We start from the raw sequence: 18914 nt of genomic DNA, 5'->3' as shown, positions 1-18914 counted from the left end.
TCACCGCCAGGGGCGGTAGCGTGCCTGAATTAAACATCAGGAATTAATGTTTTAAATTATAAGTACATTTACGTAAAGGACTGATACGAATGATCACCAAAGATGATGTAAAAATTGGCGTTATTGGGCTGGGATATGTTGGGTTGCCTCTGGCCGTTGAGTTCGGCAAACATCGCCAGGTTGTTGGTTTTGATGTTAATCACAAGCGTATTCTTGAACTCGAAGAAGGGCTGGATGTGAACCTTGAAACCACAGAGGAAGAATTACGCGAGGCCCACCATCTGACGTTTACCTCCTCAATTGAGGAGATTAAAGAATGCAATTTTTACATCATTACCGTCCCGACACCGATTAATGAATATAAGCAGCCAGACCTCACTCCATTGATTAAAGCAAGTGAAACGGTTGGCAGCGTCATTGGAAAAGGTGACATTGTGGTCTATGAGTCAACGGTCTACCCAGGATGCACGGAAGAAGAATGTGTCCCTATTCTCGAGCGCGTATCCGGACTGACCTTCAACAAAGATTTTTACGTTGGCTACAGTCCTGAGCGCATCAATCCTGGTGATAAAAAATATCGCCTGACTACCATCAAAAAGATTACTTCAGGTTCAACCGCGGAAACCGCCGATCTTGTGGATGAAATTTACCAGCAGATCATCACGGTCGGAACCTACAAAACGGAAAGTATTAAAGTCGCCGAAGCGGCAAAGGTAATTGAAAATACGCAGCGTGACTTGAATATTGCTCTGGTCAACGAGCTGGCTATCATTTTTAATCGCCTGAATATTGATACTGAGGCTGTTTTACGCGCCGCAGGCAGCAAATGGAACTTCCTGCCGTTCCGTCCAGGTCTGGTCGGCGGGCACTGCATTGGTGTGGACCCGTATTATCTGACGCATAAATCCCAGGGGATTGGTTATTACCCTGAAATTATTCTGGCGGGGCGTCGTCTGAACGATAATATGGGCAACTATGTTTCCGGACAGTTGATCAAAGCTATGATAAAAAAAGGAATAAGAATTGAAGGTTCCAGTGTTCTTATTTTAGGTTTCACTTTTAAAGAGAACTGCCCTGATATTAGAAATACACGCATCATCGATGTTGTAAAAGAACTGGGTAATTATAGCTGCAAAGTGGATATTTTCGATCCCTGGGTGGATGTCGACGAGGTCAGGCAGGAATATGGTATTTCACCTGTTCCGGAGATTAAAGAAGGCTTTTATGATGCAATCATTGTCGCTGTTGGTCATCAGCAATTTAAACTGATGGGCTGTGATGATATCCGTGGTTTTGGAAAAGATAAGCATGTCCTCTATGATTTGAAATACGTGCTTCCGGCCGAACAGTCAGATGTGAGACTGTAATCATGACGGCTTATGAAGAATTAAGACTACAGCTGGTTCTTGAGCCAAAACGGTGGCTAATCACCGGCGTCGCCGGTTTTATTGGTTCCGGCTTATTAGAAGAGTTGCTCTGCCTGAACCAGACCGTCATCGGTATGGATAATTTTTCGACCGGTTATCAGCATAATCTGGACGATGTGCGCTCATCGGTCAGTGAGGATCAATGGTCACGATTTACCTTTATCAAGGGGGATATCAGATCGTTTGCTGACTGCCAGAACGCGTGTGCGAACGTTGATTATGTACTCCATCAGGCAGCATTAGGCAGCGTACCACGCTCTTTGCAAGATCCTCTCACCACGAACAGTGCGAATATTGATGGTTTTCTAAATATGCTCACGGCGGCAAGGGATGCACAAGTTTCCAGCTTTACTTATGCCGCAAGTAGCAGTACCTACGGCGATCATCCTGGTCTGCCAAAAATTGAGGAGCGGATAGGTCGGCCACTAAGTCCCTACGCGGTGACGAAATATGTCAATGAACTGTATGCAGAGGTATTTGCCCGTAGCTATGGATTTCATTCGATTGGCTTGCGCTACTTTAATGTCTTTGGCCGTCGCCAGAATCCGAACGGAGCATACTCTGCGGTGATCCCTCGCTGGATATTATCGCTGCTCAAAAACGAGCAGGTTTATATTAATGGTGATGGTTTAACCAGCCGTGATTTCTGCTATATCGAAAATGTCGTTCAGGCGAATTTACTGTCAGCGACCACACAACACGCCGCCGCAAAAAATCAGGTGTACAACGTTGCGGTTGGTGACAGAACCTCATTGAATACGCTGTATTATGCCATTCGTGATGGGTTAAACCACTGGCGGGATGAGCGCAATACCAGTGAGCCGGTCTATCAGGATTTTCGGGATGGCGATGTCCAGCATAGCCAGGCTGATATCAATAAAATCAAAAGATTGCTTTCCTATGAGCCTGAATTTGACATCAAAGAGGGGCTTAAACATACCCTGAAATGGTATATCGATAAACAGGCAGCGTTATATCCGGGATTATAAGCACTCATATTACCTTAACGTGGAAGACTATAATGAAATCGTCAGGGATGTTTACGCTTACGCCGATCGGCAGCTGCCGGATTGTCAACCCGGTTAAGCGAGCACAGCCTTATTTTAATTTCCAGGCTAACTTTAAAAAAATTTATGGGTTTACCCATACCAGCAGTGAAGCATTGCAGCAAATTCGGTTTATTCTGGGGACAGTGAGCATCCCGGAAAACGTGCAGCCTTTTATTTTTCGGCCTTCGATTCAATATACGAATGCGGATATTCATGCTCTCTCTGATTTTTATATCGTTGAGATCTCGAGCCAGAAAAAGATTATGGCGTACGATTATTGCCTGCAGATAAATTACTTAACCAGACATTTTTACGATTTCTTTAGTAAGCCAGAACGTGCACGCATTTACTGGTCGCTGGCGACAAAAGGCAATCAGCAGAAACTGGAAGCTTATCTGAAAGAAGAACCGTGCTATGTCGGAATGTCGCAGGACGATCGCGAATTACTGAGAAGCATCCACGTCGAGCAAATGGACGAACAGGCCATTGAGCAGGATATGCAGGAGATCGTGCAGCTTCTTGGTCGCGATCGCGTCATGTTTATGACCCATGTAAATGCCCTGACGCGTGCCGGGGCGCTCATTCAGTCCCGCAGTCGGTTGATCAAAAATGTAGAGACTATCGCCAGTAAGATGGATATCCCCTGCATTAATCCCACGCACCTGATGGCAAAGTGGGGGCAAAAGAGGTCGCTGGAAAGAAACGGTGACGATCTCACGCATTATACCGACTTGTTTGGTGACGCTATCGTGGCGTCGATCTTTAAGGATGTTATTAACAGCAAAATTCATCATGTCGATGGCACCCGACAAGAAAAACAAGATCAGATGCGCGAGTTGACGTTGCTTATCAACAAACTGTTGGCTAATGATGAAATTGTCCTGGCTTCGCAGAAACTGTTCGCTGCGCTGAGAAATAAGCAGCAAGACCCCATACTGGTGCAGTTACGTTCTGTCCTGTTTAGCCGGTTAGGTTATTTTGAACAGGCTTATCAGGATATTGTGGATGTTGAACAGATCATTGGTACGACGGATAGCACCCTGCGTTGCCGTCTTAAAGCCCTGCATGGGCTTGGGCACTGGGAAGAGGCGTTGTCGACGGCTGAAATGATGCTGTCAAACGAGATTGAAGATGAGGAAGTCCTGACCGTCGCTGCAGATTCAGCCGATGCACTGCAACTTTTTGATAAGTCATATCAGTACTGGAAGCGAGTTCTGTTATTAAATCCAGCGACCCACTCCGGCTGGGTTAATTTCCTGAACAGCACCCAGTATTTTCGCGATGGTAAGGCATTTTCAGAGGCCTTTTTTGCCGGCGTTGAGTCAAATTGTCTGAGCGACGCGTTTATGGAGAAGGGGTTGTCGCTGGCGATATCATTTAAAAATGAATTGATATTCAAACAGACGCTGGAGTGGCTACTCCAGCATGAATCCGGGTTTGCGTTAACGGCATTGTCGGCAATTCCTGATGCCGGACTCATTTTCAGAGCCGCCTCTTCCATCAAGAATATGAGCCATCAGCTGGCGCTGAGTTCTTCGTATAAAGATAAATTACAAGATGTCTTTGTGGCGTGGAACACGATGGCGCTCTCCCTGCATTCAGTTGATGATTTCGTTTCGCTGAGCACTTCCCTGGTTTATACCTACTCCGCATTTATCGTTTATCCGCATGCGCGTATTTCAAGTTTCAATAATGAAGTAAAAACGGCATGGCGTGAAAAATTAAAAGAAATGTACGAGAGTGAGGACTATGAAAATATCGTTGCTGGCGCGAAAATTGTTTGGCCGCTGTTAGAATTTGATCCCGTGAGCGCGGTTTATTGTGCGCGAACGCTGGTGAATATTGAGTCCTGGAAAGAGGCGTGTACGCTGTCTCATATGACATTAATGCGTAATCCGGCGATTACCAGCCTACAGGCAATAACGTTACGCAGCCTGCGTCATATCAATGACATTCCCTTTCTCGTTGACCTGATCGCAGACTTAATGAGCATTTCTCCGTCTTTCCAGAATCCTTCCGTGAATGTTTTATTTGAGAAAGAGTGTCGCCACGTCGCGACCAGGGCACTCAAATTTGTTCGCCAGAAGAAAAATGAAGGTCGCCTGGATGAGGCACTGTCCTTGCTTATCAAGTTGAAACGTATCGATCCTGATGTTCAGCGGCTGGTGCGTGAATATAAACAAATTATCAGATTGTTTGATGACTCCATCAAGGAAGGCGGCGGCGTGATTACCTCCCTCGAAAATCTGGATTACGCCAGGAAACTGCTCGTCTTTGATAACGAAAATACCTACGCGTTGAAGTATGCCGCGCTGAATTCAATGCATCTTCGCGATTATGAGCAGGCATTGCTGTACTGGCAACGCCTGGAAAAAGTGAGTGGGCCAACCGATTCCGTTACAAGACAGATTGCTATCTGTCAGACGACGCTGAGCAAAAATACATCAAGGAAAGGGTAGTTATTATGTCGGAAATGGATATCGAGGCATTGACGAAAAGGGTTTCCCGGCTGAAAAAAGAGGGAAAAGTAGCGGAGGCCATTGCTTTCATTGATAGCGAATTGCCGGATGACAATATCTCCTCGCCGGCGGCGCTAAAAAAAGCGGAACTGTTCCATGACTTAAATGACACCGAACGTGCGTATACGCTTTATGAAGCATTAGTCGCGCAGAATATCGATGAGGCACGTTATGAATATGCGCGTCGTTTATATAATCGCGGGCTGGCTAAAGATGCTCAGTTCATCCTCGCTGGCATCGGCGAGGAGTCTTTAAAAAAATATAAAAATTACTTAGGTAAAATCAATAGCATCTGCAATTTGCTGGAACAGCTTGAAGGGGAAATCATTCCTGCCGGAACCAATACCCGAATTATTGCCATGAAACACGCCATATTGTCATACCGCCATCGACAGACGCGGGCGCTTCCCGTTGGGCGGCTGGGGCGGATTTCATTATGTACGGGGTCGCTGGGGAGTGGCGGAGCCGAGCGGCAAATTTCGAGGTTAGCGATTGAGATTTCGAAGAAATATCGGGAGGGCGGTGAGATCGGCGGCCTCAGGGTGGAAGAGCCGGTTGAACTTATCATTCGCTCGCTGTCACCGGAGTTAAAGCAGGATTTTTTCCTGAAAGAAGTGACCGATGAACAGGTTGAGGTGGTTGAAATCGCGAAGATAACGGAGCCTTTTTTCGACGATACCACCCTGGATTCCCCTGAATTGCGTTTATTGCTCTCCCACCTTCCGCCGGTCTGCAACTACGGGATTAAGCATTTAGTGCCCCACTTGCGCCAGCGCCAGCCTGATTATCTGTCTGTCTGGCAAGATGGCGCCTGCCTGATGGTGGCGCTGGCGGCGCTTATTGCGGAGGTGCCCAGGATTCAGCTCGGACTGCGCGGGTTGCCGCCGGTGGTGCGTAAACGCCTGTTCAAACCGGAATATGAACCGCTGTACCAGGCCCTTGCGGAGGTTCCTGGCGTTGATTTTATGAGTAATAACCACTGCGTCGCCCGCCACTACGCCGAATGGTTACAGCTCGATGAGCGCAAATTCCAGGTGGTCTATAACGGTGTCGTTCCTCCGGCTACTGAGCCTTCGTCAGAGGTCTCACACAAAATCTGGCAGCAGTTCCTCCACAAAACGTCAGACGCTGATACCACAATCGGTGGTGTTTTTCGCTTCGTTGGCGATAAGAGTCCCTTCGCCTGGATCGATTTCGCCGCTGGCTATCTGAAACAACATCCCACCAGCCGTTTTATTCTGGTCGGTGACGGCGAGCTGCGGGCTGAGGCGCAGCAGCGGGCTGAACAAATGGGGATCCTGGAGCGGATCCTGTTTGTTGGCGTCTCGCGTGATGTGGGGTTTTGGCTACAGAAAATGAATGTGTTTATGCTCTTTTCGCGATATGAGGGATTACCCAATGTGCTTATTGAAGCGCAAATGGTCGGCGTGCCGGTAATTTCAACGCCAGCCGGCGGTGCGGCGGAGTGTTTTATCGAGGGGCTCTCTGGCCATATTCTGGATGATGCGCAGACGGTTAATCTGGAACAGGCGTGTCATTATGCCGAAAAACTGGTGACTTTATGGCGTAGCAGAACCGGTATTTGCGATCAAACGCAGTCATTTTTGCAGGAACGTTTCTCGGTGGAAAATATGATGAATTCGTTTGTCCAAACCATTACTACCTTGCCAACGTAGTTTTTTTGGCTGCGTTTGAATTTCCATCATCCCTATAAAACAGACATTTATGAATAAAATTATTGTTGCTTTAATGGTGGCTGTATTGCTTTCGGGGTGCACGATCCCCAGGGCGGCATTTAAATCCAGCCTTATTAATAAGGACGATCCTGAATATCGCCTGGTGGAGGTGACATCGGCGTTTAAATCAGATGATGCGGATGTCATTGCGAAAAATGTTCCTGACACCATTTTTAACGTTAATCGTTGGCAATGGACATTGCTCACCGCGGGTGATGTCCTCCACGTCACCATTTTATCTTCGGGCGGCGCGGGATATTTATCTGATAATTCAAACGGCGATCGTGCGGATTTCGAGAATATTCTCGTGGCTGGGGATCAAACCGTCAGGGTCCCTTATGCCGGGACGATAGCCGTGGGGGGGCTGGATGTAACTCAACTGGCGGAAGAGATCAGAAAGCGTCTTTCGCGCGTGGTACTTAATCCCCAGGTTTTGGTCACGCTAACCGCCCGTACTGGTGCAATGGTGACCGTGGAAGGTGGTGGTGGGAAAACGGGGCGCTTTCCTCTTGATCAGAGCATGAACCATTTAAGTCATTTCCTGGCTGCGGCGACAATTGAAAATGCCAGTGCTGATATGACGGAAATCAGCGTTACCCGTGAGCAGCATCGGTTCCGCGCCCGTCTTGCTGATATCTATCAGTACCCTGCGTTAGATATCGCTTTACAGCCTGACGATCGCATTACCCTGCGCCCGGTTACGGAGTATGTGAATGTCCTCGGCGCCGCGGGCGTCCAGGGGAAGCACGCGTTAGTTAAACGTCACTCCAGCATGGTTGACGCCCTGGCGCTGGCGAAAGGCCTGAACGATAACCTTGCCGATCCCCAGTCTGTTTTTCTGTTCAAACATAACGAAGCTGAACGGGCAAAACAGCAAGTGCGTAAGCCGAACATCTATCATGTCGATATGAGCCTGCCTGATTCCGTGTTTCGGGCCAGAACCCTGAAGATAGAAGATGGTGACGTCATCTATATCTCGAACGCCTCGTTGACCGACTTTGCTAAGGTAAAAGCGGCATTTGATGCTTTTCTGATCCGTGGCACCAATGCGCTTTAATCATGGATTTATGAATATTTCAACAAAGCCTGCTGATTATTTCAGAAAGCTGCTCGCTTTCTGCGAATTAATTATCTTATTAATGTCGAGGGATATCAGAGCAAGATTTCATGATAATATATTAAGCTACGTGATGGTATTAGCGGTGCCTCTGGCATGGATCACCATTACGGTCGTCTCTTTTCAGCTGTTGTCACGTACGGTACCTATATTTACTGACGATATCAGTTTTGTGATTGCCGGTATTTTGCCCTATCTGTTGTTTCGCTATACCATCACCGCCACAATGCGTTCGCGATCTTTTTACGCTTCGCTTGCGGTAGTCGCTCCGGTAAAAAGGGGACACGTGACTTTTTCACTGGCCGCCGTGGAATTTGTCAATGCGGTAGTTATTTATATTATCGTATCATTTATTAATTTTATGGTTTTCTCCCGATGGGAGGTCTGTAAACCGATCCTGATTTTTGACGGGATGCTAAGGGCGTGGCTTCTGGGATTCTCCTTTGGTTATTTTTGTGATGCGTTATCCGGCCGCTTCCCGCTGGTTTATAAAATTGTGCCTGTGATTTTAAGACCCATGTTTTTAATATCGGCGGTATTTTATACCGCGAATGAATTGCCTTATTCCATATTTAGCGTGCTTGGCTGGAATCCATTGCTTCATGTTAATGAAATCGTCAGGGAGGGGATGTTTGAGGGGTATCACTCTTTTTACGTTGAACCTCTTTATCCTTTGGCATTTTCCGCCACGTTATTTTTATCAGGTGTGATTTTTCGCAGGCTGTACGGCACGGATAATCATTGATTTTGCTTCTGGAGAAACGTGTTGGTGTTCGGATTATTAAACTGTACCCGGTATTTTGATACTGCCAAAGGCCCTCAGGTTGTCTTTGACCAGATGGACTTTGTTATGGATGACCGTGACCATGTCGGGATTCTGGCGGCGCAGGGCTCGGGCAAAACGACGTTAACCCGGATGCTGTGCGGCATCGAGGCACCCGATGAGGGTGACTTTGTTGGACAGCGAGGCGATGCGCTGCCGCTCGGGGGAAACGCCTTCATCCTGCCAGGGTTAACGGGTGAAGAAAATGCCCGCATGATGGCCAGTTTCTATGGGCTGGATGGTGATGAGTTTTCCCATTTCTGCTACCAGTTGACCCAGCTCGAGCAACGCTTTACCGATAAAGTGAGCGCATATTCCGTCACGATGAAGGCGCATCTCGCGTTTGCCATTAATCTGTTGCTTCCTTGTCGGCTGTATATTGCCGATGACAAACTCTATACCGGGGACAGTTCTTCACAACGGCGTATGCAGGGGGCGCTTGCCCGTGAGTTACAGCATAAAGGTCTGGTTGTTTTAACCCGTAACCCTCGTCTTATAAAAGAGCATTGCCACACTTTCGGCGTGCTGCTCCATGGAAAAATCATCATGTGTCCCGATTTGGCACAGGCTACTGCGCTTTTTGAACGGCATCAGTCAAATCGGGCGGTGGCAGAAGATGATGATAATTCCTTTGATATATAAATAGAAAACATACGGATATATTGTGGATAACTCAGAACGTATCAAAAAATGGAAAGAGGAAAGGGCAAGGGTGGCAGAAGAGAGTCGTGATTCCCGGCTGCGGAAAAAAGAAGAGGCGCATTTGTTACGCCAGGCAGAAAAAGCTGCTGAACAGCACGGAGGCGATAATCATAAAGAGTCAGACTGGGCCGCCACGGATGCGGATGCGGTCCGCAGAGCGTCGTTGATAATCAAAGAGCGGCGCATAGAACAAGCGAAACAGTCATTACGTCGTCTCTTTCTCTATATCGGGTTACCCCTGCTGGCGATCATGTTTATGTCATGGTTACTCACTTCCCGTTTTTATAGCGCCGATGCGACCTTTATTGTGCAATCCGAAGCCAGCCAGGATAACTTTTCCGGAGCGGCTTTTTTTGGCAGTGGTAATGAGATGTCGGAAGGATTCCAGGTTCGTGAATTTATTCTTTCAAAAGAAATGATGGATCGGATGGAAAAGGAACTGGGTTTTTTAACGTATTTTTCGCAACGCGATATTGCCCTGTTTTCCCGTTATAACGCCCCGTTGGGTATTAACAGCGATCCCTATCGCTATTATTTATCTAAAGTTTCCGTTTCCGCAGATATACAACAGGGAATGTTACGGTTGAACGTTATGGCGCTGGATGCGCAAAAGGCAGAGTTTTTTGCTCAACGTATTCTGGAATTTGCCGAACAGCACGTCAATACGGTGTCGGCGAGGATGCAGCAGGAACGTATTTTATGGCTGGAAAACGATGTCAAAACCGCACAGGAAAATCTGTCAGCGGTACGCCTGGATTTATTGAAAATACAGCATATCCAGAAGGATATTGAGCCACAGGAGACGGTAACGGCGATTTACCAACTGATCGCTGGATTTGAAACACAGCGGGCGGAAGCGAAAGCAGAATACGATCAATTGATGGCGAACGGTTTAGATCAGAATCCGCAAATCCCGCGCCTTGTGGCAAGAATGACGGTCCTGAAAAAGCTGATTAGTGAGCAGCGTAATCGTCTGTCAAACAAGCTGGGTTCTCAAGGATCATCAGAAAGCCTGTCTCTCTTTGAAGATCTTCGTCTTCAGGGGGAGATCGCGAAAACACGCTGGGAATCCGCTTTGCAGACGCTGCAACAGGGAAAATTACAGGCATTACGTGAGAGGCGTTATTTATTGGTCATTTCCCAGCCTATGGTGGTTTCTGATTCTCGTCGCTACGACGATGGCGCGAAATGGCTCATGTTTTTTGTATTACTTGCCGTCGCGTACATAGTTATTTCATTGCTGATCGCCATCAGGCGTATGCGTGAATAACAGTTTATGAAGGAAATTCGATGAGCTTATACACCACAGTTGAAAAAATATCGCCAACCACCCTGCTTAAAAAAGAAAACTGGGAGGAGTTGTGTGAATATTACCGCCAGCATCCTACAAAGGTGGAGGAGACTGCCGGGAATGCGCAACATATTCTTTTATTTGCGATTGCTTATTTACGTAAGGGAGAGGTGACATCAGGTCTCTCTTTACTCTCCGACGGCGTACTGACGGCTAATAATAGTCGGAACCTATTGCGCCGCTGGATTATCTCGCCGCTCGCGTCACGTAATCTGGATGTTGTTCTTCAGGTTGTGAATAAACTGCTTGCCGTGAATATGTGTCAGCCAGAGGATGTACAGCTGGTCGCGAGCTGTTTGATTAAATGCAGGCATTTCAATACGGTCGCAGAGTTAGCTGAACGGGCCTGGCGTGCTTTCCCCGGTAATAGCCTAATTTTATCCCTCTGTTTACGTAGCCTGGTTTTATCAGAAAAAGAAAAACAGGCCATTGAACTGGCCAGAACGCAGGCGCTTGCCAACCCCCTGCAGGGTGAAGCCCTGTCTGCCTGCGTCAGCCTCTTACATAAAAGCCGTGAAAAAGGCGATAAAGAGCTGGCCGTTTCGCTGCTTCCGCATCTGAACGTGGACACGCAGGAAGCGGCGGGTTTGGTGGTTGATACATTAAGCGCCATCGGCAAATATCGGGAGGCCATTCAGACGGGAGAATCCGCATTAGCAAGGGGGCTGGATGGCGCGATAATACGCCGTAGTCTGGGGCTGGCCTGTTATAAATCCAGCCGGAGCCGGGAGGCGAAACTTCAGGCTGCTGAGCATTTTCGCCAGGCCATTGTCTTTAATCCCGATAATTTACGGGCGGCGACATGTTATGCCGATGTACTCATCAGGACGGGGCAGAATGCGCAGGCCATTCCGTTGCTTGAACGCTGGCTAACGAGCCATCCTAATCTGCCTTATGTCAGGGCGCTTTATGCCCGGGCGCTTCGCCAGGAAGGTCAGTACGAGGCCGCCAGCGCTGAGTTTATGCGCCTGGCGTCAGAGAAGGGGGTGACCAGCAAATGGAACCGTTATGCGGCAGCGGCGCTGCTTCAGGCGGGGAAAAGGAACGACGCTGAAGCTGTTTTCGCGCGTTATGTTCAGGCCAGAGGCGAGCATCTGGCCAATTCGTTCGAAGAAGGGCTTCAGGCGCTGGATGAGAAAATTGACCACGTTAACCTGCCGGTTGAGCGACTCGACTGGGCATGGGAAATCGGCGGCAGGCAATCCGGCATGGAGCGCAGTGAATGGGAACGCCGCGCGAAGTGGGGATATCTGGCGGACAATTTTCTGCTCGACTGGCTTGAATGCCGCGGACAGCAAGCCGATGAACCTATGTACCGTCTTGCTAATATCGCGCATGTGGAACAGTTCTTTGAGCGTCTGCAACTGGATCAGCGAGGATGCATTGTCGTCTCAGCTCATCTTGGCGCGATGTATGCCGGGCCAATGATCATGTCGCTGCTGAACATGAACAGTAAATGGGTTGCTTCTACCCCAGGCGTAATAAAAGGGGGATATGGGGAAAGGTTGATTTCGGTAAGTGATAAAAGCGAAGCTGAAGTGGTGAGAGCCTGTGTGCAGACCTTACATAGCGGACAGTCCATCGTTGTCGCAATAGATGGCGCATTGAACCTTGCGGCGCCCACCATTGAATTTCACGGTCAGCAGATTACCTACTCCACTTTTTGCTCACGTCTGGCCTGGAAAATGCACTTGCCGACAGTGTTTGGCGTGCCTGTGTGGCGAGAGGGGCATATCCATTTTGTCCTTGAGAAAATGGTCGATCCGTTGAAATTTGAAAGCCAGGCCTCTTTCACTGAACGCTGGAAAAACAACTATCTGAAATGTGTGACCCGGATTCTAAAAAGTGGCCCCGAAAATTTAAGACTTTCTGGTGGCATCTGGCGAAACATCGCGCGAAAGGATGAATCGCTGTCGGATTAAACGTTGTGACTGAACGTGGATAATGATCCCTCCCCCGATGTTACGGGGGAGGGTCAGGACAAACAAAAAAAAAGCCCTCAGTCCGTGGTGGACTGGGGGCTTTTTACTGGTGTTTAGACTGCTTAACTGTAACAAATAAAAAAACAGAAAAGGCACAGCCAATGTTGTGCCGCCTGTCATTTTGTCTGCTTACCAGCGCAGTAATATTCCCTGGTGTCTGGCCTTTAGCCGACCGAACTTTCTCTGACGGAGGTTCGGTTTTTTTATAGTAATGCGTGCTTCTTGCTTCTTTACGCTTTGATAATAAAACAATTTTTCTAAGATGATAATCTGGACTTAGGTACAGTGCCTGCACTGGCCTTATACCTGTACCCTCAACGTCAGATGAACAACATCGTCAGGGGGATTTGTTTAACATGTGTTATATTTATGTCACACGCCCCATGTGCTGACAAGGAGGACCTGATGTTAAAGGAGTACGAAGCCAATATTGACGCGATTATAAAGCATCAACTTGAAGCGACGTTGAATACGTTAGGCGATCTCACCTGGGCCTATGTCGTGTTATCGAAAAAAGATATGTCCTGCATCTTTGGCGTAACCAATTATCCTGATGAGTGGGTGACGCAGTACAGAGAACAAGGCCTGCAGTATACTGACCCGGTTGTCATCACCGCGCTGAACAAATTAACGCCGTTTTCGTGGGATGAGAAACTGTTGACACGCCCGGATTTCAATTTTGGCAAATTATTCGATCAGGCCAGCCAGTTCGGCATAATTAATGGCTATACGTTTGTATTGCATGATTATCAAAATAACCTGGTCACGTTGTCCTTTATTGTTCCCGCCTCAAAACGAAATGAGATAATGGAAATCCTCATTCAAAATAAAGGGGATATCTCATTACTGTTAGCCTCAGTACATGAAACGTACCTGACCCTGATTTCACTCCCTCATAAAGAAACAGAAAAACCCGATAAACAAAGCCCGTTTACCCAACGAGAAAATGAAATCCTTTACTGGACGAGCGTAGGTAAGACGTATCAGGAGACAGGTATGATCCTGGGGATTAAAGTACGCACGGTGAAATTTCATATGTCCAATATCGTTAAAAAAATGGGCGTGGCGAACGCCCGGCATGCTGTACGACTTGGGGTGGAGCTTCAACTGATTAAACCGGTTGAATAGTTATATACTCGTTATACTTCAGGTCGCCGGTGCGTTGGCGTTGTTACTTCGTCCCTTCGGGGCCAGCGCGAGCGCCGCACAAAACGACGGGGCCTGCAACCCGCATTATTCAGCGTCTGACCGGGTATTTACTGGCAGCGGCCAGTCATTGAGTAGACTGTCGTCCAGCGTATCGCTCTGGCTGAAGATCCTGGTTTTTAACGCCTGTTGACTTGCTTCATCCGTATGCCCAAGCAGAAGATACACGGGTTCATTTTTTTCAGATATTCCTTTTTTAAGTACAGTAACATTCCAGCCCGATCTCCTGATGATATGCATCATTGCGTGACTTGCCACCGCCAGGATGCCGTCATAGTGATGGCGCTGCGCGTAATTGATTAAGGTATGGAAGAGTATCAGCGCGACGGGATACCGCGTTCCAGGTAGCAAGTTAGCTCTTTCTTTATCCACAAAAAAGCGTGTTGATTCAATGTAATGTCCCTCCGGAATCTCAACGTCATTAAAGAACGCTGAAAATGTGTCATTCAGCATATTATGATGTTTCATATCTATAATCCTGGTACTGCATATTATCATTCCATTTTCAATGCCAAGAATATAATTGGCATTTGCATTATCAAATTCGTCGTGCTCTTTACCATCAGAACTGTTGACTGACCATTGCAGACGATCTTTAAAAATATTCTTTCTTAACCTGTAAAATTCTTCTGCTGTTCCATGACTCAGCGATGAAAAATTCACAACATAAACATTAAACATAATGTCACCTTTTATCAATATGTAGCATTTACATTCGGTAACATCAGTGAAGCTTTGCCAGTAGCATGCCGGGGCAGAGAAATAATAATTCTTTTTACAGGTATTGATAAAGAATTAATCGAAGGGGCTTTTTAATTTTATATTTTTATTGATGTGCTGATTCATTATTTCAGACACTCTGGATGGGGGGATTTAAAAATTAATGAATAAATTGATGGTGAAGAATGAGAGCCAGCAATATAGCCACGCCGGTATGTCCTGAAGAGAGGGGTCAGCTCCATGAAAAGACGTTCCGGAGCTGGGGGGGGGCCTTTTCAGCACAAATCTCCGAAAATAGAAAATTGATGGGAGAGCGTCGTCTGTCTCTGAAATGACAAACAAATTTTCAGATTTATGTAACTAAATGTTTCGTAAAAGGCATGTGAATTTACGTAACCAACTGAAAAATAGGATTTTTACCAAAATATAAATTTTATGTATCTTTTTGTTTTAACTATAATCAATAAGATAAATTCCGAAAAAAAGATCGATTACAGCGATCAATGCCCTGTTAATGATAGCAATCATCTATTAATTTCATCATATTGATCAGGTTTGACAATCGATTTTCCTTATGTCACATTCAGGGGCGAATTACCATATTTACACCGACAGCAGCAGGGTGGGCGTGCCGGATAATATCAGAATGGATAACCTCACCGGATAACAGGCTCTCCCCCTGATCAGAATCATAGATGGGGCTGTCCAGGACCCAGGGAGTAGAGTCTGTATGACAACGGAATGTGTAAAGAAGCGTCATGTTGCCAGCTGGCCTGAAGATGATATCTATTTTTCGAAAGGCATTTCTATACTGACCAGAAAGTTTATCAGCGCTGAGTCCTGTGCAGATTATATGTTTATTAATCTCAATAAATATACGCTGAGTTCTTTTTTTCGATCGTTTTCTCAATTAAGTAAAAGCGGGTATCAGCTGATCATTATTTCAAGCTGCCGTCTGATGCCCCTGGCTTTTTTCTGGCTTGTGAAATGCAAAGCCGTCAGCGCTATCTTTGAAACGCGTTGTTCTGTTGATGATGTTATTCGCGGACTGGATACTGTGGCGATCGGACGTCAGATAGCGTGGTCGCTTCCTGGCCCCGCCTGCTTACTCTCTTCAAGGGATGTCTTACTCCTGCGACATTATCTTGAAGGCGGAAGTATGAGTTATTTACAGGAGCAACACTGCCGGGCGTATTCCACTCTGCAAGGATGGAAAACTTCTGTTGCTCAGAAATTTAAAGTAAGAAAGCTCGAACACCTGCTTATTCTGAACTGAATAGTACTCATCATAATAATAGCTTTGTTTTTCTGGAGTCTACCCGCATTTAACTATTGCGGGTCTGATGGTTATGTTCGTTAAATATGGAAGTATGGACTATGGATTTAGATATGAAACGCGTTTTTTACCATACGTTTTTTCCGGCGTTATGCTTAACCGCCTGTCCGTTGGCGGCGGCAGAAATGCTCCCTAAGCCTTATCCACCCGTGCAGGTCACCACGATGCCCGACGATTTACTGTCGAATCCGGACTACACCGATCGCTGGGCGTGGGTGGAACAAACATGGGGTAGAGGTTTTCCTTCATTCTCAATTCAAGATGAAAAATATATCGCGAATCAGGAAATTGTTCTGCTCGACCCTAATTTTTCTAAGCAGGTCGTTACCTTATTAAACCGGTCTTACAGTTATAACAATACGTTGAACTCTGTTCAGCTTAATATCGGCGACGGGATATTCAATGCGGAAGGCTCTCAGGCGGTAAATACCACGGTAAAAGGGGAATATACCAATAGCAAAGGGAATATTGAAACCGGGGTCTTACAGCTTAATACCGGTGGCAAAGCCTTCCATACGCTGGTTGAGAATCATGGCGCGCTTACGCTGAATGGCAACTCTGAAGCCTATGATACGGTGGTGAAAACCGGCGGAAGGCAGACGGTTGGGGGCAGCGCCTATGCACAAGCGAACCTTATTGATGGCGGCACCCAGATACTGACCGTCACCAGCAGCGCGTTGGTTGAAGATACGATTGTGCAAAATGGCGGCCAGCAAATCATTTATAACGGCACGGCGAAAAACTCTCATATCGGCGCGGGCAGTTATCAGCTTGCCAGCGGCCTGGCTGTGGATACGTTCCTGTATAGCGGGGCATTCCAGCAGGTTTATGCCGGTGAAGGTGAAGACCAGGTAGCGGATCGGGATACCACTGTCTATGGCGGTGCGCGACAAACGATTACCTCGGGAATTTCAGAAAATGCGCAGGTTTATGGCACGCAGGTGATCACCGGCGTAGACGGTGAATGGCGTGACGGAGACTGGACTTCCGACAGCGATTCAAAAGTGCGCATAAACGGGCAACAAGCGAAAAATGCCACCATTCATGCCGGTGGCCTGCAACGTATTCAAACTGGCAATGCGGACGGGACACAGGTCTATGGCACCCAGCTCATCAGCGGTCAGAAGGGCGGTTGGTCCGGCGGACAGTGGGTTGAGCAGGACGGCTGGACTGGCGGTATCCGGGCTAATGCGACCAATACCACGGTCCATGCCGGTGGTCTTCAGCAACTGGCCTGGTACGGTGAAGCCAGTAATACGGTAATTGATGGCGGACGCCAGGAGGTGCTCGCGCTTGGGCATATCTCTGACACCACTATTCGCAGCGGCGGGAGCAGCCTGATCGCCTACGGCGGCTATTCAACGAAAGCGCTGACGGTAGAGGATGGCTCGCTGACGATGGAAGGGGGAAGCCTGCACGACTGGACGGGCAATCTGGGCAAAGGCGCCTGGGCGGCAGCGGTAGATTTACAAGGTCCTGCTTCGGCTCTGTATCTGAAACACAATGCTGATACCGTGGAGTCCGTCGCTACAATTAAGGCCTTAACTAATAATGGCGTGGTCTATTTTAGCGCTCCAGAGGGGCACAATGCGGGGCAGTTTAACCGTCTTGAGCTCACCACGCTGGATGGTAACGGTACCTTCGTGATGAATACCAACGTATCCGGCGGGATGGGGGATTTCCTGAACGTTTCTGAAGCCGTCTCGGGGCAATTTAACGTCACCGTGCGGGATTCTGGCAGTGAGCTACGCGGTCGCGGCGCAATCCCTTATCATCTGATTTATGCCAATGGCAGTGCGGCAGAAACTTTTGCGATGACGAACGGCAGCGTCGATCTTGGTGCGTATAAATACTATCTGGTACACGGCGCTGATGGCGATAAGGATAACTGGTATTTGTCGCCAGGTGCGAATACGCCAGATCCTGGTCCCGGCCCCGGCCCCGGCCCTGATCCGGGTCCCAATCCCTCACCTAATCCGAATCCAGGGCCAGGCACAAAGCCGGATTTATCGGAAAGCGCCAAAGCGGTTATCGCTATGGCCAACGTGACGCCAACCCTTTGGGACGCTGAGCTGTCAACGCTGCGCACCCGTCTCGGTGAAATTCGCCAGATGCGTGACGGTGAATATGGCGCCTGGGGCAAGTACATCAGTAGCCGCTACCGTGTTTCAGCGGATCTCGTGGGCTACCGTCAGGATATGAATGGCGTGATGCTGGGCGGTGATAAGCGTTTTGATCTGGAAAGCAGCGCGCTCATGGCTGGCGGTATGGCTTCCTATACGCGTTCGGATCTGAACTCATCCAGTACCAACGGCAAAGCGGACAGCTATGGCGTCGCTCTGTATGCGACCTGGCTAGACGACAGCGGCTGTTACGTTGATGGCGTGTTAAAAGCCAACTATTTCCGCACGGAGAATAACCCGTACTTTAACGGCGGGCGCACCCATGCGAAAGATAATACCGTTGGCGGCGGTATTTCTGTAGAAGCCGGGAAGCATATCGCGCTTGAGGACTGGTTTGTTGAGCCATACGTTCAGGCATCGTGGTTTATTGGAGATAAGACCCATTATAAACTCGACAGTGGCATGTCGGTTAAAGCAGATGCCGTCCAGTCGTTGAAAGGGGAAGCCGGATTTACCTTCGGTAAGAATGTGGCGCTGGCGGACGGGACAGTGCTACAGCCCTATGCGCGACTGGCCGTTCGTCATGAATTTATGAAGAACAACGACGTGGTGATTAACCATACCGAGAAGTTTAATCATGACCTGTCCGGTACAACGGGCAAATACGGCCTGGGGATGACCGCAAAACTGAACGATCGCTGGTCAGCCTGGGGAGAAGTCAGCTACGAAAAAGGCCAGCATCTCGAGACGCCTTACAGTGGTCAGCTGGGTATCCGTTACAGTTTCTAATTAAACCTTTCACAGAAGCCCGTGGATTACCACG

The 18914-nt window shown here is 47.9% G+C and carries 13 protein-coding genes; 12 read left to right on the top strand and 1 reads right to left on the bottom strand.

Annotated elements, in window-relative coordinates:
- The first annotated feature begins 89 nt into the window (after positions 1–89).
- The 10 genes from tviB to C3432_RS12905 all read left to right on the top strand — a co-directional run bounded on the left by tviB (position 90) and on the right by C3432_RS12905 (position 13834).
- The gene (gene tviB, locus C3432_RS12950; RefSeq protein ID WP_103777033.1) at positions 90–1367 is read left to right on the top strand and encodes a Vi polysaccharide biosynthesis UDP-N-acetylglucosamine C-6 dehydrogenase TviB; all 1278 of its coding nucleotides are present in this window, start codon (positions 90–92) and stop codon (positions 1365–1367) included.
- A 2-nt stretch (positions 1368–1369) separates the two neighbouring features.
- On the top strand, positions 1370–2416 hold the full coding sequence (locus C3432_RS12945; RefSeq protein ID WP_103777032.1) for an NAD-dependent epimerase/dehydratase family protein: 1047 nt from the start codon (positions 1370–1372) through the stop codon (positions 2414–2416).
- A gap of 32 nt (positions 2417–2448) precedes the next feature.
- Positions 2449–4935: a Vi polysaccharide biosynthesis protein TviD gene (locus C3432_RS12940; protein WP_103777031.1), complete on the top strand. Its 2487-nt coding sequence runs from the start codon at positions 2449–2451 to the stop codon at positions 4933–4935.
- Positions 4936–4940: 5 nt separating this feature from the next.
- On the top strand, positions 4941–6671 hold the full coding sequence (gene tviE / locus C3432_RS12935; RefSeq protein ID WP_103777030.1) for a Vi polysaccharide biosynthesis glycosyltransferase TviE: 1731 nt from the start codon (positions 4941–4943) through the stop codon (positions 6669–6671).
- Positions 6672–6720: 49 nt separating this feature from the next.
- Complete coding sequence (gene vexA, locus C3432_RS12930; protein ID WP_103777029.1) at positions 6721–7788, top strand: Vi polysaccharide ABC transporter protein VexA; 1068 nt, start codon at positions 6721–6723, stop codon at positions 7786–7788.
- A gap of 10 nt (positions 7789–7798) precedes the next feature.
- Complete coding sequence (gene vexB, locus C3432_RS12925) at positions 7799–8593, top strand: Vi polysaccharide ABC transporter inner membrane protein VexB (protein ID WP_103777859.1); 795 nt, start codon at positions 7799–7801, stop codon at positions 8591–8593.
- A gap of 24 nt (positions 8594–8617) precedes the next feature.
- Complete coding sequence (gene vexC / locus C3432_RS12920; protein WP_103777858.1) at positions 8618–9313, top strand: Vi polysaccharide ABC transporter ATP-binding protein VexC; 696 nt, start codon at positions 8618–8620, stop codon at positions 9311–9313.
- A 22-nt stretch (positions 9314–9335) separates the two neighbouring features.
- Complete coding sequence (locus C3432_RS12915; protein ID WP_103777028.1) at positions 9336–10643, top strand: Vi polysaccharide ABC transporter inner membrane protein VexD; 1308 nt, start codon at positions 9336–9338, stop codon at positions 10641–10643.
- Positions 10644–10663: 20 nt separating this feature from the next.
- Positions 10664–12646, top strand: a complete 1983-nt coding sequence (locus tag C3432_RS12910) for a tetratricopeptide repeat protein (protein ID WP_103777027.1) — start codon at positions 10664–10666, stop codon at positions 12644–12646.
- 465 nt (positions 12647–13111) lie between these two features.
- On the top strand, positions 13112–13834 hold the full coding sequence (locus C3432_RS12905) for a LuxR family transcriptional regulator (protein ID WP_103777026.1): 723 nt from the start codon (positions 13112–13114) through the stop codon (positions 13832–13834).
- A 105-nt stretch (positions 13835–13939) separates the two neighbouring features.
- On the opposite strand, the gene C3432_RS12900 is transcribed toward C3432_RS12905, so the two are convergent.
- Positions 13940–14593, bottom strand: a complete 654-nt coding sequence (locus tag C3432_RS12900) for an acyl-homoserine-lactone synthase (protein WP_103777025.1) — start codon at positions 14591–14593, stop codon at positions 13940–13942.
- A gap of 769 nt (positions 14594–15362) precedes the next feature.
- Here C3432_RS12900 and C3432_RS12895 point away from each other — a divergent pair.
- Positions 15363–15908, top strand: a complete 546-nt coding sequence (locus tag C3432_RS12895; protein ID WP_103777024.1) for a hypothetical protein — start codon at positions 15363–15365, stop codon at positions 15906–15908.
- Between the two features lie 113 nt (positions 15909–16021).
- Positions 16022–18880, top strand: coding sequence for an autotransporter outer membrane beta-barrel domain-containing protein (locus tag C3432_RS12890; RefSeq protein WP_103777857.1), 2859 nt, complete (start codon positions 16022–16024; stop codon positions 18878–18880).
- Positions 18881–18914 lie beyond the last annotated feature (34 nt).

The sequence above is a fragment of the Citrobacter amalonaticus genome (genome assembly GCF_002918555.1).
GTDB classification, from domain to species: domain Bacteria; phylum Pseudomonadota; class Gammaproteobacteria; order Enterobacterales; family Enterobacteriaceae; genus Citrobacter_C; species Citrobacter_C amalonaticus_A.
The sequence above is the reverse complement of the archived record's forward strand: the minus strand, read 5'-3'. Positions and strand labels throughout refer to the sequence as shown.